This is a genomic window from Leptobacterium flavescens (genome assembly GCF_010671605.1).
GTDB classification, from domain to species: Bacteria; Bacteroidota; Bacteroidia; order Flavobacteriales; family Flavobacteriaceae; genus Leptobacterium; species Leptobacterium flavescens.
In genome coordinates this window covers 407,180-430,727 of the sequence record NZ_JAABOO010000001.1, presented here as the reverse complement: position 1 = coordinate 430,727, position 23,548 = coordinate 407,180, and the positions used below count along the sequence as shown (strand labels likewise).

Genomic DNA, 23,548 nt, shown 5'->3' with positions numbered 1-23,548 from the left:
TTTTCAAAATTAAACAAAAAAAAAGCCTCGGTTGAGACTTTTTGCGTTTAAAAATGTTAAGGGTTGTTAATATTCATCTTCATTCCAGAGGTAATCTTCCTCTGTGGGATAATCTGGCCAAATCTCTTCAATCGATTCATATACTTCTCCTTCATCTTCCATAGATTGCAAGTTCTCCACGACTTCAAGAGGGGCTCCCGTTCTAATAGCATAGTCTATTAATTCGTCCTTTGTTGCCGGCCAGGGCGCATCACTCAAATACGATGCTAATTCTAAAGTCCAATACATGTGCTATTCGATTTTAATTTTCTGCAAAAATAATTTTTTATACGAAAAAGTCAAGTAAAAAATATATTATTTGCACATTATTTCTAAGAACGTACTTTTTTAAGAAAAAAAATGCCGATTTTTTTATAAAAAGATCCAAAAATAATCAACTTTTCAAGGATCGCTTAATTTTGCTTATCGGGGATCCATTTAATTTCTTCTGCTTTGAGGTCATGGGACAACTTCCGTGCCAACACAAAAAGATAGTCCGAAAGACGGTTCAAATATTTAAGTACATGTTCGTCGAAAGGTTCATTTTCATTGAGCTCAGAGGCTAATCGCTCGGCTCTGCGGCATACGCAGCGGGCAATATGACAGAATGACACGGATTGATGCCCTCCGGGAAGGACAAAATGGGTCATTGGCGGAAGATTGTCATTCATTTGATCCATCTCCTTTTCCAGAAGTTCAATATCCGCAGTAGTTATTTTGGGGATATTGAGACGTTCTTTTCCGCTTTTCAGAACGGCTTTTTCAGGATCCGTTGCCAGAATGGCCCCCAGAGTAAATAATCTGTCCTGTATGCGAATAAGGACTTCCCCGATCTCAGGCCCGGTTTTCTGGTCTCTGATAAGACCTATCCACGAATTCAATTCGTCTACTGTACCATAGCTGTCAATTCGCAAATGATGTTTAGGTACCCGGGTTCCTCCAAATAGGGCAGTGGTGCCTTTATCTCCTGTTTTAGTATATATTTTCATGTGAATGTCTTGAACTATTTTTTCTCTTTTTTCTCGTAATATTTATCCCGGAAACTCCGTCTTTTTCTGTTTCTCAGTTTGTTCATATTTCTTTTGTTGTTGTAAAGAACAAGATAGAAAAGAACAGCGATCAATATAATCCAAAGAAACATCATAATTTCTGTTTTAAAAACTCGTCACCTTAACATATTAAATTATATCCGGATAACAAAATGTTCTTTGGGTTGTTCCCTTCTGAAGAAAACAAAACCCCAGAAAAAAGTATCTATACTTACAGTAGTTTCCGGATGTTCTTTAATTGAATTCCAGGCTTCTTCCATGCCCGGAGACCAGTGAATATCATCGAAGATCATCACGGTGTCGTTATGTACGTTCTGCAGAAGCTGCTCAAAATAATTTAAGGTAGCTTCTTTTTGATGATTCCCGTCAACATAGATCAGATCAAATTTACCGGAAAGAGACGGAATTACCTCTTCAAATGTGTTGTTTTTAAGTTCAATACCCGAAAGACCGAGTTTTTTAAAGCCGGTTTCCGCTATTTTTGCTGTTTCAGGGCAGGCTTCGATCGTAATGATACGCTTATATGTGTTATTTGCTGCTAAAGCAACAGTACCAAGCCCTAATGAGGTTCCCAGTTCCAGCATATCCGAAATTCCCAAATATCCTACAAGGCGATTTAAAAGCCGGGCTCTTTTGGGACCAGTGCCTGCATTTCTGGCAATAGCAGAAACTTTTCTTTTATTCGATTTAAAAACACGGGAACCTGCTCCGAAATCGGTAACTGATATTTTACTGTCATCGGAAAGCATATGCTTTCGATAGCCTGAAATTATACGATAGGCGTTCTTATTTTCTTTATTGTAAAAGCATTTGGTAATCAGATCATAAACAAAAGGGGAGTGCACTCCATGCTGATTGGTAGATCTGAACAAAAAAGCGATATATGCCTTAAACAGATGCCACATTATCCTTCCATTTTGGCAGAAAGTTCAAACCAGCGCTCTGTTTTTTCATCGATTTTCTCCAGTAATTGCTGAAGTTTTTCAGATTGCTCACCTATTTGCTCATTATCCAGTTCGCTGGTAGAGAACAAACTTTCTATAGCCAGCTTTTCTTCTTCCAGTTTCTGGATCTCTTTTTCCAGTTTTCCGTACTCTTTTTGTTCATTAAAGGACAGTTTTGACTGGCTGTTCCCTGTTTTCCAGCTTTTTTTCGAAGCTTTATCGGTATTTTGTTGTTTTTCTTTCTCAGGAGCCGGACTACTGTCCTCATAAACCCTGAAATCGGAATAATTCCCGGGAAAATCTTCTATTTCCGCTTGCCCGCGAAAAACAAACAAATGATCTACGATCTTATCCATAAAGTAGCGGTCGTGAGAAACTACAATAAGGCAACCCGGAAAATCCAAAAGGAAATTCTCCAGAACGTTAAGGGTAACGATATCCAGATCGTTAGTAGGCTCATCCAGAATAAGAAAATTGGGATTTTGTATTAGGACGGTACAGAGATAGAGCCTCTTTAGTTCTCCACCACTTAGCTTCTCTACAAAATCGTATTGTTTCTTCCTATCGAAAAGGAAGCGTTCCAGGAGTTGAGAGGCCGAAATTTGCCTCCCTTTGGCCAGGGGAATATAATCGCCGAATTCTTTAATGACCTCAATGACCTTTTGTTCCGGTTTTATTTTGATCCCGCTTTGGGTGTAATAACCAAATTTAACCGTATCTCCCACTATTATCTTTCCCTCATCCGACTTTACGGATTGGGTGATCATATTCAGAAAAGTAGATTTTCCCGTTCCGTTCTTACCGATAATACCGATACGTTCTCCTTTCTTAAAGGTGTAATTAAACTTATGGAGGATCTTTTTAGACTGAAAAGATTTGGAAACCTGATGAAGCTCCAGGATCTTGCTGCCCAACCTTTCCATATTGATCTCCAATTGTACCTTGTGTTCTTTCCTTCTTTGATGCGCTTTTTCCTTGATGATATAAAAATCATCTATCCGGCTTTTGGACTTGGTGGTCCTGGCCTTAGGCTGCCTGCGCATCCAGTCAAGTTCCTTAACATAAAGGTTTTTTGCTTTTTCTACGGAAGCTTTTTCCGCTGCTATCCTGGCTTCCTTTTTTTCTAGATAATAGGAATAATTGCCTTTATAGCTGTATAGCTTCCCGTTCTCCAACTCAATGATCTCATTGCAAACCCTTTCCAGGAAAAAACGGTCGTGAGTAACCATAAAAAGGGTAATATTCTCTTTGGCAAAATAGTTTTCCAGCCATTCTATCATTTCCAGATCGAGATGGTTGGTCGGCTCATCCAGAATTAGCAGATCGGGTTTGCTTATCAGGATATTGGCAAGTGCCAGGCGTTTCTTTTGCCCTCCCGATAGTGAAGATACCTTTTGAGAAAGTTGATCCAGCTTTAGTTTAAACAGGATCTGTTTGTACTGTGTTTCAAAATCCCAGGCATTGTGGATCTCCATCTGTTCAAATGCCTTCTGGTACTTTTCGGTATCATCCGGATTTTCCAGAGCGGTTTCGTATTCCCGGATGATCTTCAGGATCTTATTATCGGTAGCAAAAATCGTTTCCTCCACTGTCAGATCGGCAGATAGGTCAGGCTCCTGAGCAAGGAAGGCTATATGCAAACCGTTCCTGGAAACCACCTGCCCTTCATCCGGTATATCTTTCCCGGTAATGATGTTGAGCAGAGAGGTTTTTCCCGTTCCGTTCTTGGCTACAAAGGCAATTTTTTGATCTTTATTGACGCCAAAGGAAATATCAGAGAATAAAACGCGTTCTCCATAGGATTTTGAAATATTTTCAACCGATAATAAATTCACGAGCTCATTTTTTTGCAAAGTAACATAAAATGGATAGATAAACGATTTGAAGTTTTATTATTGGTGCTGAAAAACTATATTTGCTAATAAAGTCAATAATTATGAAGTTTCGATCCTTCTTTGTCCTTCCCTTTCTTCTTATTTTTTTACAATCCTGCGTGTCGAATAAAAGACTTGTCTACTTACAAGAATCCGAAGAAATAAACAAAGAAAACCAGGCTTCAATAAACGCCTTGTCCAAACCGTATAAGATCCAGGTTAACGACATCCTGTATATTGATATAAAAGCATCCGACCCTGAATTGGTTGCAATCTTTAAAACTTCCGAAAGAGAAGGAGCAGCCGGGGTGGGAAATGATCCGGGAACACTTTATTTTGAAGGATATACCGTAGATATTCATGGGAATATCAGGATCCCGATCCTGGGAGAGTTAAATGTTCTCGGTTATACTGCAGAAGAGATCAGGAAGATGATAGAAAAGAAATTGCTGGAAAATTATTTGACGGAGTCTACGAATCTTTTTGTTACTGTTAAACTGGCAGGCTTGAATTACAGTGTTATTGGAGAAGTTGCAAACCCGGGCAGTAATGTACTTTATCAGGAAAGAGTAAACATCCTTGAAGCTATTGCCAATGCCGGCGATATTCCTATTACGGGTAACAGGGAAGATGTGTTGATCATACGTCAATACCCTGATGGAAAAAAAATACATCATGTAGATCTAACAGATAAGAATTTATTACAATCGCCCTATTTCTATATTTTACCAAATGATATGATCTATATAAAACCGTTAAAGCAAAAGAGCTGGGGGACAGGAACAACAGGTTTCCAGACGTTTACGACGGTTTTTTCTATAGTTTCTATTATAACTAGTACTGTCTTACTCATTCAAAACCTATAGCAGATGCTGGAAAACGAACTGGACATAAAGGATATACAGCAAGGTTCTTTTAATATCAAAAACTTTTTATTCCGCGCACTTAGATATTGGTACATTATCTTATTTTTTGTGGCAACAGCCCTTGTAATCGCGTATTATATAAACCTAAGAGCGGAAAAACAATACAGGCTGGATACACTTATTACCGTAAAAGAAGAACAAAATCCTTTTTTTACGAGCACACTGAATCTCACTTTTAATTGGGGTGGAGCCAGTGATAAAGTAGAGACCATTCGTACCATCTTGTCATCCAGAACACATAATGAAGATGTAGTTAAGTTACTGCAATTGTATATTCATTATATGGAAGAAGGGGCGTTCAGACTGGAAGATCTGCATACTAATGCACCTTTTGTTGTAGATCTGAATGAAGCACTTCCTCAGCTGATTAATGTACCCATCCGAATAGAATTCAAGGAGAACAACGAATTTGAATTGTCATATGAACTTGAGAACGAAGATGTACGGCTGATCAATTATACCAAAAATGAGATAGAGCGATCGAGAATAAATACTTCTTATAAGGAGAGTTTTAAAATGAATGAGCTTATTGAAAGCTCTTTTATAAATTTTAAAATAGGCCCGCGAGAAGATATGGAGCCAAATCCCGGAGATGTATTTTATATAAAGTTTACCAGTATTGATGAAGAACTGGTTAAGTTTCAGAGGGTATCGGTTACCCTAAGAACCAAGGGAGCTTCAATGCTTGCTTTGAATATTGTTGGAACAAACAGAGCTATTTTAGCTGATTATTTAAATGCCACCGTCGATTTGCTCAGTATAAAACAACTGGAACAAAAGAATCTTTTTGCTACGAATACCATCAAGTTTATTGACGAAAGGATCAAAGGAGTTTCAGATTCACTTAAGGTTGATGAAGATCGTTTAAAAGATTTTCGTCAGGAGAATCAGATATTCGACCTTTCAACGCAGGGAGCCTCTCTGTTTGATAGAATGTCCGAATTAGATGCAGCCAAAAGCGCGGTAGAAATAAAGCAGGCTTATCTGAATCAGCTGGATAATTATTTAAAGAACAGTACGGAGTACTCTGATCTTCCTGCACCCGCTGCTTCCGGCCTGGATGATCCAAGCCTTGTTAAGAATATCACTGAGATCGTTAATTTATCTATTCAGCGTTCAAACCTGAAGACCAAGGTAAAGAATCCGCTTTTTTATGAGCAGATAGATAAACAGATCGATGCAATTAAGAATGTCCTTTTTGAGAGTATTAACAGTGCCCGTGCAAAGAATAGCGTAGAGTTGGATAATCTTAATGGCAGAATCCAACGCCTTAACTATGAATTTGCAAAACTCCCGGCTGAGGAACAACAGTTGTTTAATATTGAACGGAGTTATAAATTAAGTGAAGCGGCTTATAGTACTCTGCTGGAAAAAAGAAGCGAAGCGGGAATAGTACAAGCTGCAAATGTATCGGATATAAGAGTGATAGACCCTGCAAAGGACCTTGGACAATCGCCTATTTTCCCGAATACAAAGCAAAATTATCTGATGGCGCTGTTTGCAGGACTTCTGATTCCCTTGTCTGTTATTTTAATAATCTCTTTCCTGGATCATAATGTAAATGCTCCAAAAGATATAGAACAGCTTTCTTCTATCCCTCTTCTGGGTGTGGTAGGTAGAAACAGAGGACTTAATAATCTGGCTGTTTATGAAAAACCAAGATCTGCTGTATCCGAAGCTTTTCGGGCTCTGAGAAGTAGCTTGCAGTTTATTTACCGAAGCCAGTCTATAAAAGGAAGTAAGACAGTAATGGTTACTTCTTCCATAAGCGGGGAAGGAAAGACATTCTGTTCTATTAATATAGCTTCTGTTTTTGCATTGAGTTCTAAGAAGACCGTTTTGGTCGGACTGGATCTTAGAAAGCCCAAGATCTTTGAAGATTTTGATATTACCAATGATTTCGGGACGGTTAATTACCTGATCGGACAAAACAAACTGGACGATATTATTCAGAAAACCAGATTTGAATATCTTGATATTATTACATCAGGACCTATCCCACCGAACCCTTCTGAACTGATCATCAGTGAAAGGATGAAGGAATTTATCGCAGAGCTAAAAAAGAAATACGATTATATAATTTTAGATACTCCTCCACTTGGTTTGGTGGCAGACGCAGTTGAATTGGTAGAATATGCGGATGCCTCCCTTTATATTATAAGACAGGGAAAGACCAAAAAAGGAATGCTCAATTTTATAAACGATAAATACAAAAAAGGAGAGATCAAAAACCTGAGTTTTGTTCTTAATGATTACAGGCATAAGTCACAATACGCATATGGAAATAGCTACGGCTATGGTTATGGTTATGGCTATGGCGGGTATAGCAATGGCTACCATGAGGATGACAAACCCAGGTCTTTATTCAAAAGGCTAAGTACAATTTTCAGGAAAAAACGTAAATATTGATCTCCGCAAGGCAAAAAATAGCAAAAAGAGGATTTGATGTGCTTTTAAGTGTTTTTTTGTTGATGTTGCTTATACTCCCCATAATTCTTTTAGTGCTGATTGCTGTTGTTGATACCGGAGAATTCGGTTTGTATAAACAAAAAAGAATAGGGTATAAAGGGGAGGCTTTTAATGTGTTAAAGATCAGGACGATTAAAGGAGATAAAATACCGAAAATCGGAGAAAGCTTTTCCGGGACATCCAAAACAGGCAAATTTTTACAGAAAACGAAGCTGAACGAATTGCCGCAACTGATCAATATTTTAACAGGCGATATGAGTTTTGTAGGCCCGAGGCCGGATGTTCCGGGTTATGCAGATGAATTGGTGGGAGAAGACAGGATTATCTTAAGTATTCGCCCGGGTTTAACAGGCCCCGCTACCATAAAATACAGAAATGAGGAAGTTCTGCTGATAAATGAAGAAGATCCGGAAAGGTATAACAGGGAGGTCATATGGCCGGATAAAGTAAAAATTAACAAAGAATATATAAGGAACTGGTCTTTTGGAAGGGATATTTATTATTTATTGACTACTTTTAAAAGGACTAGCTGGTAAAAATGAAAAAAGTATTAGTTACGGGTGCGGAAGGTTTTATAGGTTCACATCTAGTGGAAGAACTTGTAAACAACGGATATGAGGTGAATGCCTTTTGCCTGTACAATTCCTTTAATTCTAACGGATGGCTGGATCATTTACCGGATAATATTAAGAAGAATGTCAATGTTTTTATGGGAAATATAGAAGATGTTCACCACCTTCGCAAAGCCCTGAAAGACTGTGACCGTGTCATTCATCTGGCGGCTTTGATAAGTATACCTTACAGCTATGTGGCACCGGAATCTTTTTTAAAGACCAATATAAACGGAACACTTAATATTCTTCAGCTAGCGCGGGAAGAAGAAGTGGAGAACCTGATAATAACTTCAACCTCCGAAGTTTACGGGACCGCCAGGTCTATCCCGATAACAGAAGAACATCCTTTACAACCTCAATCGCCCTATGCAGCTTCCAAAGTGGGGGCAGATGCTATGGCGTTATCATTTTATAAAAGTTACGGGTTGAATGTTTCTATTGCCAGGCCTTTTAATACTTTTGGCCCCCGGCAATCCACAAGAGCAATTATTCCAACCATTATAACCCAATTACTTAACGGGAAGAAGGAAATATTTCTTGGAAACCTATCCCCGACAAGAGATTTCCTGTATGTAAAGGATACGGTAAGGGGCTTTGTTTCTATGATCGGTGATAATTCAGTAAAGGGTGAGGTTTTTAATTTAAGTAGCGGAAGAGAGATATCTATCTGGCAACTGGCCGACACATTGATAAAAAAGATCAACCCTGATGCACAGGTAATGGAGGATGAAAAGAGAGTACGACCGGACTCAAGTGAAGTATTCAGACTGGTGGGAGATGCGACGAAACTAAAGGAAAAAACAGGTTGGAAACCGGCTATAAGCTTTGAAGAGGGACTCGATAAAACTATAGAGTGGTTTTCTCAACCGGAAAACTTAAAACGATATAACCCAGGTTTATATACCATTTGAATCGCCTTAGACAATAAAAAAACAAAAAATCATTAAAGTATAAGAATAACGCCCCCAAAGCTATTAAAGTGAAACAAACTAAAGAGACATGGTTATTTGAGATTTCTCCTGCAAAGCGTTTGATTGCTCTGAATTTTAAGGAGATATGGAGGTATCGGGATCTATTGATCCTATTTGTAAAACGCGATGTAGTTACACTGTATAAACAGACGGTCCTGGGGCCCTTATGGTACCTTATCCAACCCTTGTTTACCTCAGTAATTTTCACCCTTGTTTTTAATACTATAGCAGGAATAGATACCGGAAGAGTTCCGCCTTATTTATTCAACCTGGCAGGGATAACAGCCTGGAATTATTTCAGGGACTGTTTTATCAATACTTCCGATACCTTTAAAAAGAATGAAAATATCTTTAGTAAAGTATACTTTCCACGTGTCATCATGCCGCTGTCGGTAATTATATCGAACCTTTTGAAGTTTGGGATACAGATAGGAATTTTTGTGTTCTTCTATCTTTATTTTATTTTTTACGGAGGCTATGAAATTATGCCCGATAAAAGCCTGTTGTTCTTTCCCGTATTGATCCTCATCATGGCTATGCTTGGTTTGGGCTTTGGAATGATCACTTCTTCAATGACCACTAAATACCGAGATTTAACTTTTTTGGTTTCTTTCGGTGTACAATTGCTGATGTATATTTCGGCAGTAGGTTACCCTCTTGAAGTAGTAAAGGAGAAAGCGGCGAAATATGCATGGGTTGTTGAATATAACCCAATGACAACGGTAATTGAGGCGTTCAGGTATATGACCCTTGGAGAAGGTACTATATCGGCATTCAGTATATCCATGACCCTTATAGTTTCTGTAGTGGTATTTTTGATTGGATTGGTTATTTTTAACAGAACGGAAAAAAGTTTTATTGATACCATATGATGGAGGAAGATATTATTCTCAAAGCTGAAAATATTTCAAAGCAATATCGCCTTGGGTTAGTAGGTACAGGAACGGTATCTCATGACCTGAACAGATGGTGGTCCAGGGTAAGGGGAAAAGAAGATCCCTATCTTAAAATAGGAGAAGCAAACGATAGAAGCAGTAAAGGCAGTAGTAACTACGTTTGGGCACTTCAGGATATTAATTTCGAGGTAAGAAAAGGAGAAGTGCTTGGGATCATAGGAAAAAATGGAGCAGGGAAGTCTACATTGCTCAAAATATTATCTAAAGTTACAGGGCCGACAACTGGGAAAATAAAATCCAGAGGTCGTATAGCTTCCCTGCTGGAAGTAGGTACAGGCTTTCATCCGGAGCTTACGGGAAGAGAAAATATTTTTCTTAACGGAGCTATCCTGGGGATGACCAAACCGGAAATAAAATCCAAACTCGACGAGATCATTTCTTTTAGCGGTTGTGAGCGTTATATAGACACTCCTGTAAAACGTTATTCTTCAGGAATGAAAGTTCGCCTGGCTTTTGCAGTAGCGGCACATTTGGAACCGGAGATCCTGGTTGTTGATGAGGTTTTAGCTGTAGGCGATGCCGAATTTCAGAAAAAAGCCATTGGTAAAATGCAGGACATTTCCAGAGGACAGGGAAGAACCGTTTTGTTTGTAAGCCATAATATGGCAGCTGTTCAGAATCTTTGTAACAGGGGAATGTTGCTAGAAAACGGTAGGGCTGTTTTTCAGGGGAACATTAATGAAACGATTTCAAAATACCTTCAGGGAAATACAAATATTAAACTTAGCGACATTGAAGAGCGTAAGGGAAATGGTATTGTAAAGTTCCGGGAAGTTAAAGTTTATGGTGCAGACGAAAAAGTCAAACCTGCTACAGGAAGCCCGTTTACCATTGAACTGACAATAGATAACCCTCAGCGTATTCCAAGTCACAGACTTCGTTTTGATATGAGAATAGATGACGATTTCGGACAACGGCTGTCCTGGGTGAGTTCTGATCTAAAATCTGCAGGTACTATTGAGGATACTAATCGTATAAGGATAACATATCCGAAGAACCCGTTAAATCAGGGAATTTATTCGGCTACCCTTTATATGGGAGTAGATAATGCACAATCCGATTTAATTGAAAATGCTTTTTCATTCGATGTGGAAGAAGGGGATTATTTTTCATCAGGAAAGAAGGTTCCCGTTGCTCAGAGCAAAGTATTAGTGGATTTTGAAATAAAATTTATGTAAGGAATGATGAAGAAAACGGTGAATAAGATTATGGGAGGCCTGGGATATGTTATTAAAAGAAAAACAAATCCCGAGCATATTTTTGACCGTGATCTTCCGGAATATAGAAATCATAATAACAAGGCTTTATTGGTTAGAGCTCAGGGTCATATTAAAAAACTAAAGAAATATTTTCCGGAGCTGAGGATCGAAGATCACAAGAACGGGTGTATTATCGGACTTTCGGGGGTTAATGTTTTTGTGGAGAATGTTGAAGAATTTTTTATTCTCAATGAAGTTTTTACAGAGCAGGACTATCAATTTAGCTCCCCAGAAGAGTTGGTTTTAATAGATATAGGCGCAAATATTGGAATCTCTTCCCTGTTCTTTTCGCTACAGGAAAATGTAAAGCGTATTTATGCTTACGAACCGGTAAAGGATACCTTTGAGCAGGCAGAACTTAATTTTTCCCTGAATAAGGAGATCTCTAAAGTAGTTAGCTTTAACAACTTTGGAATTGGAAAAGACACCAGAAAAGAAGTTTTTAGCTTTAATAAGGAAATTAAAGGAAATACCGGAATAAGAGGAAAAATGAGTGGTAGTTATGCTGCTGTAGAAAATACAGTGGAAAGGGAAGTACTGATTAAACCTTTCGATGAAGAAATAAAAAAGATCAGGCAGGAGAATAGTGAAAACCGGATTGCTGTTAAAATGGATTGTGAAGGTGCGGAATATGAAATTTTTGATCACTTAAATGAAAGTGGAGCCATAAATCAGATTGACTATTTTATGATCGAATGGCATGATCGGGGACCAGAAGAGATAGAAAAAGTGTTACTGGCTAATAATTTTGAATTTTTTTCCAGAAAACTTGCATTGAATGCAGGAATGATCTATGCAATAAAAAGAGAACGGTAATCGTAAAAACAGGAATATGAAGCCGAAAGTATCTGCAATTATCCCATGCTATAATGATGGCGCTTATATTGAAAAAGCAGTAGCATCTGTATTGGGTTCTGATGTCGATATTTTTGAGCTTATCGTGGTAGACGATGGCTCCGATCAACTTACCAAAAGCCATCTCAACAAAATTCAAACCGAAAAGGTTAAAATTATCCATCAGGAAAATAAGGGAGTGTCTGCAGCACGAAATAAGGGAATTGCCGAAGCGGAAGGCGAATATATCCTGCTTTTGGATGCTGATGATAAGTTTGCTCCTTCCTTCCTGGGAAAAGCAATACAGATCCTGGAAAATAATGCGGATGCTGGAGCTGTTTCCTGCTGGTATAATATTGTAGAAAATGAAAAAGTAATAAAGCAGGCAAAACCGAAGGGAGGAAAAATAGAAGATTTCATGTTTACCAACAGTTCGATGGTAAGTTCTCTCCTGCGCAAAAAATGCTGGGAAGATGCAGGCAGGTTTGATGAGTCCATGCTGGCAGGATATGAAGATTGGGAGTTTTGGATATCGGTCACCAAAAAGGGATGGGAAGTACGTATAATTGAAGAATATTTATACGATTATTTCAATAAACCCGGATCGAGAAATAAAAAAGCGGCAAAGCAGGACCTGGAAATAAAAGCTTATATTTTTAAGAAACACAAAGACCTGTATGTTGGAAGATATTCCGATCTCCTGGAATACTTTAACCGCGCATTGGAACTGAAAGAACGGGAAAAACAGAGATTAAGGAGCACTATCGATTTTAAGCTGGGAGCATCTATACTGAGGCCTTTAAGGTTTTTAAAGCGAATCTTTTAAACAACAACCCTTGGTAAGTATCATATTAGCTACATATAACAGGGAACATCTCATAAAAGAGAGTCTGTTGTCCATAATAGCCCAGAGTTATGAAGATTGGGAATGTATAGTTGTAGACGATGGGAGTACGGATAATACAGCTGCACTCCTGAATGAATTTACAAATACTGATAAACGATTCAGGTATTTACTGAGAACAGAAAATTATAAGAAAGGACTTCCGGGAAGCAGAAATTGCGGCCTTGATAGCGCCAGGGGAGATTATGTTATTTTTTTTGATGATGATGATATTGTACACCCTCTTAACCTGGAACTGTGTTTAAGTGAGATCCAGGCTGGAAATTATGATTATTGCACTTATAAAAAACAATCTTTTGAACTGGTGAGTACAGTACAGGAATTTGACCTTTCAACAGATTTTTCTACTTCAGACCTCGGTGTGGAAAATGCAGAAAGGGTGGTTAACGGGCAAAATCCGATGGCTTCCTGTACCGTCCTTTGGAAAAAACAGTGTTTTGAAGGTCATCGCTTTAATGAAACACTCATGTATGCCGAAGAATGGGAGTGCTATTCCAGGATCTTATCGGATGGTAAAAAAGGGGTCTCCATGGATAAGATTCTATACTTTAACAGAAAACACCCCGATTCTAACACCGCAGAGTTTTGGAATAATGATCCCATAAGGGTGGAGTCTAAAAAGAGAGCCGCAAAATTGATTATTGATAATTTCAGGAAGAAGGACATTCTGACAAATAATTTGGTTCGCTTTTTTGTTCAGATGGGGATTCAGCTAAAGGATATAGGAATTGTAAAGTATGTATTAAACAGATCTGAAATAAGTCTGTTCAGAAGAGGTAAATACATGCTGTTATTTTACGGATATCCGTTTATCAGGAGTTATTTGAAAGCTAAAAAATATTTAGGAGATAAATAGATAATTTTGATGAACACTTTTACACAGGAACACAAAATACTTTTTATTGCAGAATCCATTGATGTGGAAAACAGTAGCGCAGCAAAAGCGTGCGTGTCGCTCATTACCAATTTGCATAAGGCGGGTTTTAAGTTGAAAGTTTTACATTATTCACATAAAGAGGTTGACCTTCCTGGTATTGAATGCATACTTATTCCTGAAAAGAAGTGGAATTACAAATATATACTCAGTAGGACGCAAAGAGTACTGCAACGCAAGTTAAAAATTAACCTTGCAAAGTATTTGGAAAGAACTTTTGGTTTCTCTTTTACCTTTTTTAATGATTCCTCAAGTATAAAAGATGTTGTAATCAAACAATCGGACTGGAACCCGGATCTTATTATTACAAGAGGAAAGGGAACGAGCTTCAGGCCTCATCATGCTCTTTTAAAAATACCCGAATTGCACGGGAAGTGGATAGCTTATGTACATGATCCTTATCCTTATCATTTTTATCCTCCTCCATATAAATGGAATGCACCCGGATATAAAAAACACGAGATCTTCTTTAATAAGGTTATCAATGCTTCCTCATGGAACGCATATCCGAGTAAACTGCTATCGGAATGGATGGGTAAATTCTATCCGCTAACCCTGCAGAAAAGTATCATAATACCACATCAGATCATAGACCAACCCTTGGCAGATGAAAAATTACCAGTTTATTTTAACAAGGAGAACTTCACTTTATTACATGCAGGAAACCTGTTAACCCAGAGAGATCCGGGCGGGTTGGTTAAAGGGTTTGATCGTTTTTTGGAGTTAAATCCTCAGGCAAAAGATCATTCAAGCCTTTTGTTGTTGGGAGCTTTACATGCCCATAAGGAAATGCTTGATGAGTATAGTTCCAGACTGCCACAGCTGTATTTAAGCAATGGCTATGTTCCTTTTAAAGAAGTATACAGTGTACAACTGCACACCAGCGTAAACATTGTGCTGGAATCAACCGGAGGTATAAGCCCTTTTCTACCGGGTAAATTTCCTCACTGTGTTAAGGCAAATAAACCTATTTTATTGTTAGGGCCTGAAGACAGCGAATCCAAAAGGCTTTTGGGAAAAGAATATCCTTTTTGGGCAGATGTAGAAGATGTTGATAAAATTGCATTTTGTATTACGGAATTATATAAAAACTGGAAGAACAATTCAGGAAACCTTAAATTAGGCAGACAAGACCTGGATGATTATTTTTCAATAACGTATCTTAGAGAAACAATCCTGAATATATTAGAATAGCTTTTTACTGTTTATGTCGAAAACAATTAAGCGTTTTACCATTTTAATTACTACAAGAAACAGACTTTCAGACCTGAAATATACGCTGTCCAGGACTGAACACCTTATAAACAGGGAAGATGTGGAGTGTATTATTTGCAATGATGCATCCACAGATGGAACACAGCAATTCCTTCAGGAAGAATACCCGCAGATAAAGGTCATTAATAATAAAAAAAGCAAAGGAGTTCTTAATGCCAGGAATCTCCTGATGAATAGCGTAAGAACGGAATATGCCGTAACTATAGATGACGATATCCATTTCCTGAGCGAAGATCCTTTAGAGGAAATTGAACACTTTTTTAAGGAAAATATCAATTGTGGTCTGCTGGGCTTCAGAATTTACTGGAGTAAGGAAGCACCGTCAACGCTTCAGACAAATCAGGTGCCGAAAAAAATGAAAAGCTTTGGAGCCGGAGCACATGCCTTCCGGATGAGTGCCTGGAAAGAGATCCCGGATTACCCTTCCTGGTTTGTATTTTACGGTGAAGAAGATTTTGCCTCTTTACAGCTTTTTAAAAAGAATTGGGATATATACTATTTTCCAAAGGTTCTGGTGCAGCACAGGGTAAATTTAAAGGAGAGAAAACAGGAAAAAGATTATTTGAAGAGACTGCGAAGATCTTTCAGGGCCGGTTGGTATTTATACTTTATTTTTTATCCGCTTAAAGTGATACCGAGAAAACTGATGTATACGCTGTGGATGCAGTTAAAACTCAAGGTTTTTAAAGGCGATATCAAAGCGTTGAGAGCTATTTTGTTGGCGCTTTTAGATATAATAGTTAATTTTCCAAAGCTGGTGAGGAACAGAAACAGACTAACCGCCGAACAGTACAAGAAGTATACGGATTTGCAAGATGCGGTATTGTACTGGAGCCCGGAAAAAGAACAAACTTAAACTAGCTATAAAACCAAACCTAATGACAGCCAAACCACCAAAAATCTACAAAAAGTACAATAGGGATCAATGGACAAAGGCAAAGCTTGAGGAGGTAAAGGATAAACTACCGAATAATGTGGTAAGCGATATAGGCTCCGGACATGGTTATTTCGAGCCTATGGTTGCGGGAATGGGCCTGGAATGGAATCCTTATGATTATGTTAGAAAAATAGAAAAAGTCACTATATGGGACTTAAACGATCCGCCTCCTGAAGGTTCTCCGCGCCCCGGTTTTGTAATTTTCCTGGAGGTTTTAGAGCATCTTTCCAATCCGGAATTGGGAATCAGGAATATTTCAGATCATATCCTGAAAGACGGATATATGGTTCTGTCTACACCCAATCCCCTTTATGCCAAAAGCAAATTGAACCTTATTATCAAGAGTCAGCTGTATGCCTTTCAACCGAAGCATCTGGAAGAACACCATGTTTTTGTACCACTGCCTCATGTGGTTCAGTATTTCCTGGAGAGAAATGGTTTTAGGCTTTTGGAATATGGTACTTTAGGACAGGCTGCCATTCCAAAATTAAGGTGGAGCTTTAATTATATAAAAGATCTGATAAAATTCGGAGTGGAGAAAATTTTTACTCTCTTCGATAACAGGGCAATAGGGCATAGTCAGGTATTTTTTGCCCAAAAAATAAAATGATTAATGTATTTTTAACAGATGCAATTTATAGCCGAAATAGGACAAGCACACGACGGAAGCCTGGGAATGGTACATGCATATATAGATGCAATATCAAAAACCGGAGTAAATATCATTAAGTTTCAGACCCATATTGCGGAAGCAGAAAGCAGTATTCATGAACCGTTCAGGATCAAGTTTTCCAAACAGGATAAGACCAGATTCGATTATTGGAAACGGATGGGGTTTTCCTTGCCACAGTGGAAGGAGATCAAAGATCATTGCGATGAGGTCGGACTGGAATTTATGTCTTCTCCTTTCAGTAATGCTGCTGTAGACCTGCTTGAAGAAGTTGGAGTAAAAAGATATAAAATTGGCTCGGGTGAAGTAAATAACTTCCTTTTGCTTGAGAGAATATGTCAAACCGGAAAGCCGATCATTATCTCATCGGGAATGAGCTCTTTGGAAGAACTGGATGAGACTGTTGCTTTTCTGAAAAGAAGAAATGCAGATTTCTCTATTTTGCAATGCACCACTTCTTATCCTACAAAACCGGAAAACTATGGTTTAAATGTAATTAAAGACCTGCGGGAACGTTACGGAGTAACCGTTGGTTTTTCAGATCATTCGGCTCGAATCGAGACTTGTGTGGCTGCAACGGCTTTGGGAGCGGAGATCCTCGAGTTTCACGCTGTTTTTAACAGAGAAATGTTTGGCCCCGACGCTTCTTCATCTTTGGAGATGAAGGAAATAAAGGAGCTGGTAACAGCAGTTAAGAATGTTTCAAAAGCGTTGGAGAACCCTGTTGATAAAGGCGATAACAGTAATTACAGGGAATTGAAGAATATTTTTGAAAAATCCCTGGCACTAAATAAAGATTTACCCAAAGGTCATCAGATCACATTTAATGATCTGGAAGCAAAAAAACCTAAGGGATTTGGAATAGATGCATCTCAATTTGAAAACGTTATTGGAAAAACCCTGAAGAATGACAAAAAACAATGGGACTTTCTAACGGAAAATGATTTAACAAATGAGTAAACGAAAGATTTGTGTGGTTGTTACTGCAAGACCTTCATACAGCCGGGTCAAAACGGCACTTAAGGCAATTCAGGAACATCCAAAACTGGAATTACAACTCGTAATTGCAGGATCGGCATTGCTGGACCGCTATGGAAAAGCTATCGATTTTATCGAAAAAGACGGATTTAAGGCAACCGAAAAGGTATTTATGGTACTGGAAGGAGAAAACCCCACAGCCATGGCTAAAACGACCGGATTAGGCGTTATGGAGCTCTCTAATGTGTTCTATAACCTTCAACCGGATGCGGTAATCACCATTGCCGACAGATTTGAGACGATCGCTACCTCTATTGCGGCGGCTTATCAGAATATTCCCCTGGTTCATATACAGGGAGGGGAAGTTACCGGAAATATTGATGAAAAAGTACGGCACGCAAATACAAAGCTGGCCGATATACATTTGGTGGCCAGCGAAGATGCCCGGGAAAGAGTGATAAAAATGGGAGAAGATACGGATAAGGTGATCACTACTGGATGCCCGTCTATAGATATAGCCCGGGAGATAGCCGAATCTCCGAACCTGGACTTTAATCCCGTAGAGAAATACGGAGGGGTTGGAGCTTCGGTAAATTGGGAAAACGGATATATTGTTGTCATGCAGCATCCGGTTACTAACGAATACAATCAGGCAAAGGAAGATGTTCTTAAAACCCTGAGAGCTGTACACAAATTAAATTACCCCACTTTTTGGTTCTGGCCTAATGTAGATGCCGGATCTGACGGAACCTCCAACGGAATACGTTCTTTCAGGGAACAGCATCAACCAGAAAATATTCACTTTTTCAAGAACATGGAACCTTCAGACTTTTTACGCCTTCTGAAGAACAGTAAATGCCTTATAGGAAACTCCAGCGTAGGAATAAGGGAATGCTCTTTTTTGGGGATCCCTGTGGTGAATATTGGAACAAGACAGAACAGAAGAAAAAGAGGAGTAAATGTTATAGATGTAGATTATGATGAAAACGTAATTTACAATGCAATTGTAAGCAGTATGGAGCGTAGCGGACTGGAGCCGGAACATATTTACGGAGATGGGAATTCCGGCCGGAAAATAGCCGATATCCTTGCCGAATTAGAACTGAGTTACTTTAAAACAATAGCGTATTAATGAGGATTTTAGGGCTTATACCGGCCAGAGGGGGAAGCAAAGGCATTCCGGGTAAAAACATCAAATTGCTGAGAGGGAAGCCCCTTCTGGAATACACCTGTAATTCCGTAAAGAAATCTAAACTTCTTACCCAAACCGTTTTAAGTACTGAAGATCCTGAGATAATTGCAGTTGCCGAAAAACTGGGGATTGAAGTTCCTTTTGTACGCCCGTCCGAATTGTCGGAAGATGCATCACCTACCATAGGTGTGGTAAAGCACGCTCTGGAATATTTTAGAGAAAGAGATATTTATTTTGATGCCGTGTGTTTGTTACAACTAACGACTCCTTTTAGAGAAGATGGATTAATCGACAAGGCAGTACAGAAATTCCGGGATCAGGACCTGGATGCTTTGGTTTCCGTATTAAAAGTGCCGCATGAATATAACCCTCACTGGACCTTTAAAACAGATGATTCGGACAGATTAGTCATTGCTACGGGAGAAAAAGATATCATTTCCAGAAGACAGGAATTACCTGCTGCATATCACAGAGATGGAGCTATCTATATTACCCGGTCTGAGATCGTTTTGGAACAGAACTCCTTATACGGCAGTAAACTGGGATATATTGAATCCTCTCCTGAAAAATATATAAACCTGGATACCATGAACGATTGGAAACGAGCTGAAGCCCTGATCAGCAAATACAGATTGTAATTATGTGTGGAATTGCCGGAATATTATCTGCCAAGCCAAAGGAACATGCCCTGAAACTTATGCTGGAATCGCAAAGGCACAGAGGCCCTGACTTTACAGGAACCTATATTGATGAAGGTTTCGCCAGCCTGGGGCATAACAGATTATCTATTATTGATCTTTCTGCTGCTGCCAATCAGCCGTTTATAGATGAAAGCGGAAGATATATCCTCGTATTTAACGGGGAGATCTATAATTATGTGGAGTTAAAAAAAGATCACCTTAAGGGGTATGCTTTTAAGACCACTTCAGACACTGAGGTCTTGCTGGCGCTTTTTAAAAAATACGGAAAGGAATGCCTGGACTATTTGAACGGAATGTTCTCTTTTGCCATTTGGGACAGCGAAGACAAAAAGTTGTTTGCAGCAAGAGACCGATTTGGGGTAAAGCCCTTTTATTACAGTCTCTATGAGTCCGATCTTTATTTTGCCAGTGAGATAAAATCTATTCAAAAAGTAAGCTCCCAATATAAGCCCGATGAGAAACTATGGGCAAATTATTTCTGCTACGGATCTTATGGGATGCCTGATGAAACTTTTTTTAAAGGGATAAGTCAATTGCCTGGCGGACATTTTCTGGAATACAAAGAAGGTGTGTTGAATATAGAGAAGTGGTATGATTTTGAGGAGAGAGTTAAAAAAATAGATGTTCCCGATACTTTTGAAGAGGCAAAGAACACTTATTTTGAATTGTTGAGGGATAGCATCTCTCTGAGGTTCAGGGCTGATGTGAAACTTGGATTCAACATTAGCGGTGGAGTAGACAGCTCTACCTTATTAATGCTTGTCAATCTGTTTGAAGATAAAAAGAAGATCAGTGCCTATACTTTTTATACCGGAGATGAAAATTATGACGAATTAACCTGGGTAGAACAGATGATAGGGTATACACAAAATCCTCTGAACAAAATAAAACTGGATGTCGGTAAGGTTCCCGATCTTGCAGAAAGAATAGGAGAGTTTCAGGATGAGCCCTATGGAGGTTTACCAACTATTGCGTATGCTAAAATATTTGAGCAGGCCAGGAAGGACGGGATTATCGTACTACTGGATGGGCAGGGAATGGATGAGCAGTGGGCCGGTTATGATTATTATTTAAGTAAAGGAGAGAATACTATACAGGGGCAAAAGGGTAAAAGCCCTTTTAAGTCGCACTGCATTTCCGAAGCACTTCTGCACAAAACAGAAAAACCACTTTATCCGAAACCTTTTGATAGTCCGCTGCTGAATATGCAGTACCGGGACCTTTTCTATACCAAAATACCGAGAGCACTCCGTTTTAATGACAGAGTATCCATGGCTTTTTCTACGGAACTCAGAGAACCTTTTCTGGATTATCGCCTGGTGGAGTTTGCTTTTGCCCAACCTCAAGAATTTAAGATATACAACGGAACCCAGAAATATATGCTCAGAACTATTCTTTCTGCCTATGTCAATAAAAATGTAGTTTATGCTCCCAAACGCCCCCTGCAAACTCCGCAAAGAGAGTGGCTGGGAAATGAACTAAGATCATATGTGGATAATGCTATAAATACACTGAAAAAATTAGATTACAATCACTGGTTTGATTTTGCTCAGATAGAAAGAGAATGGAGATCTTATCTCAGTGGAGATAATTCTTCCAGTTTTCATATTTGGCAATGGATGAATACAGCACTTATCCTCAACTCAATAAACAAGAAAAAATATGCTGTTTAACTCCATTGAGTTCCTGATTTTCCTGCCTACGGTGTTTTTCCTGTACTGGTATGTATTTAACAAGAAGATCGGCTTGCAGAATGCATTTATTCTTATAATTAGCTATGTGTTTTATGCATGGTGGGATTATCGTTTTCTGACACTGATAATGGCAAGTACATTGGTCGATTTTTTTGTGGCGAGAGCGATGGAAAAAGCAGAGAGCAAAAAGTGGAGAAAGCTGCTTTTAATTATTAGCCTATCCTTTAATCTGGGGCTTCTGGGCTTCTTTAAATATTACAATTTCTTTATTGAAAGCTGGATGGAAATGTGGAGCAATATGGGAATTGAAATGCAGAGTTACACCTTGCAGATCATCTTACCGGTGGGTATTTCTTTCTATACTTTTCAAACTCTGAGTTATACTCTGGATGTCTATAAAAAGAAGATCAAGGCTACTGATAGTTTTATCAATTTTGCCGCTTATGTGGCCTTTTTTCCTCAATTGGTAGCAGGACCCATAGAGCGGGCCAGCAGTTTACTTCCTCAATTCGGGAAAAAAAGGAAAATAGAAGAAGACAATATGATCGATGGCCTCGGGCTGATTATCTGGGGTTTATTCAAAAAAATAGTTATAGCAGACAGCTGCGCGGTATACGTCAACGCCATTTTTGATAATTATGAGAATCTTAATTCTCTGACATTGATACTGGGGGCAATTTATTTTGCCTTTCAGATATATGGCGATTTCAGTGGCTATAGTGATATGGCAATTGGGATAGCCAGGTTATTGGGCTTTAAACTTATGCGGAATTTTGCCTATCCGTATTTTTCAAGAGATATAGCAGAGTTCTGGAGAAGATGGCATATCTCCCTCTCAACCTGGTTCAGGGATTATCTGTATATCCCCCTGGGCGGATCCAGAGGTAATAAATGGTTTCAGCTGAGAAATGTGCTTATCATTTTTCTGGTCAGCGGCTTTTGGCATGGGGCCAATTGGACCTTTATAGTCTGGGGAGCTCTGCATGCCCTGTATTTCATTCCACTATTATTGATGGGGAGAAACCGAAAGTATCTGGATACAGTGGGAGAGAACGGAGTATTTCCAAGTTTAAAGGAAATTGCTCAGATGTTACTTACTTTTATACTGAGCTGTATTGCATGGGTGGTCTTCCGGGCAGAGACGGTGGCAGACGCCTGGAATTATTTTATTAGAATGTTCAGCTTTAACTTTAACGGAAACCTGGATTATCTGTCCAGTGAAAGATATAGCGTTGAAGCCGTACCGATTATTGGACTGTTGGTACTTATTGAATGGTGGTCCAGGAATAAGGAGCACCCTTTAAAGGGAAGATATTATATGACCAAAATAGGACTCACACTAATACTGATATTGATGTTAGGTGTGTTCTCGAATACAAACGATTTTATTTATTTTCAGTTCTGATGAAGAAGTTTCTAAAAAAGATCGGGATATTACTATTGTTAACTCTGGTACTCATGCAGCTTTTAGATTGGATCTATACCTATGCATTTACACATAGTGTTCCCAGGAATAAAGTACAATACGTACTGCAGATGGAACCCCAGCATATAGATTATATTTTTTTGGGATCTTCAAGAGTTGAAAATCATATTATCAGCAGACAGATAGAGGAAAAGACTGGAAAAAAAGCGATAAACCTTGGAATACAGGGAGCCCAACTGGCCGATATTTTGCTGATGATTAAATTACTGGATGAACAGAAGATTACCTATGATAAAATTTTTGTGCAGGTTGATTACAATTACAGTGTAAAGAGCAAATCGGGAATATCCAAGTCCTATGCCTTACCCTATATTTCCAACCCTGTAATAGCTGCAGATCTTGAACAGAATGATAAGCGCTTTCTATACTATAAATACATTCCTTTTTACAGGTATGCTACCCATGATCACCTGATCGGTTTCAGGGAAGTTGCCGCATCCTTTTTTAAAAAAAATGCAAGAATAGATCTGTCAGATGGTTTTGATGCAAAAAAGGGAGAGGCCACATTGGAAGAATTCCGGTTTCCTGAAGATGTCCCTCAAAAAAATGAGATTATAGAAGAAATTGAGAGTATAGTAAAGACAGAAGACCGGGAATTGATCTTCTTCTGTGCTCCGTTTTGCAATATGACCGTGAATGAAGCTTATCTGGATTATTTGTCCGGGCATATGGAAGGTTTCTATAATTATGCTAAATTGTTTGAAGATGAGCAATCCCTGTTTTGGAATTGCGGCCACCTGAATAAAGAGGGTGCAGAGGCCTTTACTGAAAAAATAATAGCTCAGCATTTGAAGAGCTAATTATAGGAGGTAATCCATCGAAATGATTTAATTTTGAAAGTT

The 23,548-nt window shown here is 38.8% G+C and carries 22 protein-coding genes; 18 read left to right on the top strand and 4 right to left on the bottom strand.

Going from position 1 to position 23,548, the window contains the following annotated elements; all coding sequences use genetic code 11:
* Nucleotides 1-66: 66 nt before the first annotated feature.
* From GWK08_RS01955 to GWK08_RS01940, 4 genes are all read right to left on the bottom strand, one after another.
* Nucleotides 67-288 (bottom strand): DUF2795 domain-containing protein, encoded by a 222-nt coding sequence (locus GWK08_RS01955; RefSeq protein WP_163605225.1) that lies wholly within the window; start codon nucleotides 286-288, stop codon nucleotides 67-69.
* A gap of 164 nt (nucleotides 289-452) precedes the next feature.
* Nucleotides 453-1,028, bottom strand: a complete 576-nt coding sequence (locus tag GWK08_RS01950) for a cob(I)yrinic acid a,c-diamide adenosyltransferase (RefSeq protein WP_163605224.1) — start codon at nucleotides 1,026-1,028, stop codon at nucleotides 453-455.
* A 194-nt stretch (nucleotides 1,029-1,222) separates the two neighbouring features.
* On the bottom strand, nucleotides 1,223-1,993 hold the full coding sequence (locus tag GWK08_RS01945; RefSeq protein ID WP_163605223.1) for an O-methyltransferase: 771 nt from the start codon (nucleotides 1,991-1,993) through the stop codon (nucleotides 1,223-1,225).
* Nucleotides 1,993-3,867, bottom strand: a complete 1,875-nt coding sequence (locus GWK08_RS01940; protein ID WP_163605222.1) for an ABC-F family ATP-binding cassette domain-containing protein — start codon at nucleotides 3,865-3,867, stop codon at nucleotides 1,993-1,995. The genes GWK08_RS01945 and GWK08_RS01940 overlap by 1 nt, the downstream gene beginning before the upstream one ends.
* 101 nt (nucleotides 3,868-3,968) lie before the next feature.
* On the opposite strand from GWK08_RS01940, the gene GWK08_RS01935 reads away from it, so the two are divergent.
* The 18 genes from GWK08_RS01935 to GWK08_RS01850 all read left to right on the top strand — a co-directional run bounded on the left by GWK08_RS01935 (nucleotide 3,969) and on the right by GWK08_RS01850 (nucleotide 23,506).
* The gene (locus GWK08_RS01935; protein ID WP_163605221.1) at nucleotides 3,969-4,772 is read left to right on the top strand and encodes a polysaccharide biosynthesis/export family protein; all 804 of its coding nucleotides are present in this window, start codon (nucleotides 3,969-3,971) and stop codon (nucleotides 4,770-4,772) included.
* A gap of 3 nt (nucleotides 4,773-4,775) precedes the next feature.
* The gene (locus GWK08_RS01930) at nucleotides 4,776-7,241 is read left to right on the top strand and encodes a GumC family protein (protein WP_163605220.1); all 2,466 of its coding nucleotides are present in this window, start codon (nucleotides 4,776-4,778) and stop codon (nucleotides 7,239-7,241) included.
* On the top strand, nucleotides 7,238-7,837 hold the full coding sequence (locus GWK08_RS01925) for a sugar transferase (RefSeq protein ID WP_239524849.1): 600 nt from the start codon (nucleotides 7,238-7,240) through the stop codon (nucleotides 7,835-7,837). Before GWK08_RS01930 ends, GWK08_RS01925 begins: the two co-directional genes overlap by 4 nt.
* A gap of 2 nt (nucleotides 7,838-7,839) precedes the next feature.
* Complete coding sequence (locus GWK08_RS01920; RefSeq protein ID WP_163605219.1) at nucleotides 7,840-8,826, top strand: SDR family NAD(P)-dependent oxidoreductase; 987 nt, start codon at nucleotides 7,840-7,842, stop codon at nucleotides 8,824-8,826.
* A 68-nt stretch (nucleotides 8,827-8,894) separates the two neighbouring features.
* Nucleotides 8,895-9,758 (top strand): ABC transporter permease, encoded by an 864-nt coding sequence (locus GWK08_RS01915; protein WP_163605218.1) that lies wholly within the window; start codon nucleotides 8,895-8,897, stop codon nucleotides 9,756-9,758.
* The gene (locus tag GWK08_RS01910) at nucleotides 9,755-11,020 is read left to right on the top strand and encodes an ABC transporter ATP-binding protein (RefSeq protein WP_163605217.1); all 1,266 of its coding nucleotides are present in this window, start codon (nucleotides 9,755-9,757) and stop codon (nucleotides 11,018-11,020) included. The genes GWK08_RS01915 and GWK08_RS01910 overlap by 4 nt, the downstream gene beginning before the upstream one ends.
* A 3-nt stretch (nucleotides 11,021-11,023) precedes the next feature.
* A complete protein-coding gene (locus GWK08_RS01905) occupies nucleotides 11,024-11,917 on the top strand; it encodes an FkbM family methyltransferase (RefSeq protein ID WP_163605216.1) in 894 nt (297 codons plus the stop codon).
* Between the two features lie 16 nt (nucleotides 11,918-11,933).
* A complete protein-coding gene (locus GWK08_RS01900) occupies nucleotides 11,934-12,761 on the top strand; it encodes a glycosyltransferase family 2 protein (protein WP_163605215.1) in 828 nt (275 codons plus the stop codon).
* Between the two features lie 10 nt (nucleotides 12,762-12,771).
* The gene (locus GWK08_RS01895; protein ID WP_163605214.1) at nucleotides 12,772-13,695 is read left to right on the top strand and encodes a glycosyltransferase family 2 protein; all 924 of its coding nucleotides are present in this window, start codon (nucleotides 12,772-12,774) and stop codon (nucleotides 13,693-13,695) included.
* A 9-nt stretch (nucleotides 13,696-13,704) separates the two neighbouring features.
* Nucleotides 13,705-14,967 carry a glycosyltransferase family protein gene (locus tag GWK08_RS01890; protein ID WP_163605213.1) on the top strand — a complete coding sequence of 421 codons (1,263 nt, stop codon included), beginning with the start codon at nucleotides 13,705-13,707 and terminating at the stop codon, nucleotides 14,965-14,967.
* 13 nt (nucleotides 14,968-14,980) lie between these two features.
* Complete coding sequence (locus GWK08_RS01885) at nucleotides 14,981-15,904, top strand: glycosyltransferase family 2 protein (protein ID WP_163605212.1); 924 nt, start codon at nucleotides 14,981-14,983, stop codon at nucleotides 15,902-15,904.
* Nucleotides 15,905-15,926: 22 nt separating this feature from the next.
* Nucleotides 15,927-16,595 carry a methyltransferase domain-containing protein gene (locus GWK08_RS01880; RefSeq protein ID WP_163605211.1) on the top strand — a complete coding sequence of 223 codons (669 nt, stop codon included), beginning with the start codon at nucleotides 15,927-15,929 and terminating at the stop codon, nucleotides 16,593-16,595.
* A gap of 18 nt (nucleotides 16,596-16,613) precedes the next feature.
* On the top strand, nucleotides 16,614-17,615 hold the full coding sequence (locus GWK08_RS01875) for an N-acetylneuraminate synthase family protein (RefSeq protein ID WP_163605210.1): 1,002 nt from the start codon (nucleotides 16,614-16,616) through the stop codon (nucleotides 17,613-17,615).
* Nucleotides 17,608-18,765 (top strand): UDP-N-acetylglucosamine 2-epimerase, encoded by a 1,158-nt coding sequence (gene neuC, locus GWK08_RS01870; protein ID WP_163605209.1) that lies wholly within the window; start codon nucleotides 17,608-17,610, stop codon nucleotides 18,763-18,765. Before GWK08_RS01875 ends, neuC begins: the two co-directional genes overlap by 8 nt.
* Entirely contained in the window at nucleotides 18,765-19,463 is a 699-nt protein-coding gene (locus GWK08_RS01865) for an acylneuraminate cytidylyltransferase family protein (RefSeq protein WP_163605208.1), read from the top strand. Before neuC ends, GWK08_RS01865 begins: the two co-directional genes overlap by 1 nt.
* Before the next feature lie 2 nt (nucleotides 19,464-19,465).
* Nucleotides 19,466-21,199 (top strand): asparagine synthase (glutamine-hydrolyzing), encoded by a 1,734-nt coding sequence (asnB, locus tag GWK08_RS01860; protein WP_163605207.1) that lies wholly within the window; start codon nucleotides 19,466-19,468, stop codon nucleotides 21,197-21,199.
* Complete coding sequence (locus GWK08_RS01855) at nucleotides 21,189-22,625, top strand: MBOAT family O-acyltransferase (protein ID WP_163605206.1); 1,437 nt, start codon at nucleotides 21,189-21,191, stop codon at nucleotides 22,623-22,625. Before asnB ends, GWK08_RS01855 begins: the two co-directional genes overlap by 11 nt.
* Entirely contained in the window at nucleotides 22,625-23,506 is an 882-nt protein-coding gene (locus GWK08_RS01850) for a hypothetical protein (protein ID WP_163605205.1), read from the top strand. Before GWK08_RS01855 ends, GWK08_RS01850 begins: the two co-directional genes overlap by 1 nt.
* Nucleotides 23,507-23,548 lie beyond the last annotated feature (42 nt).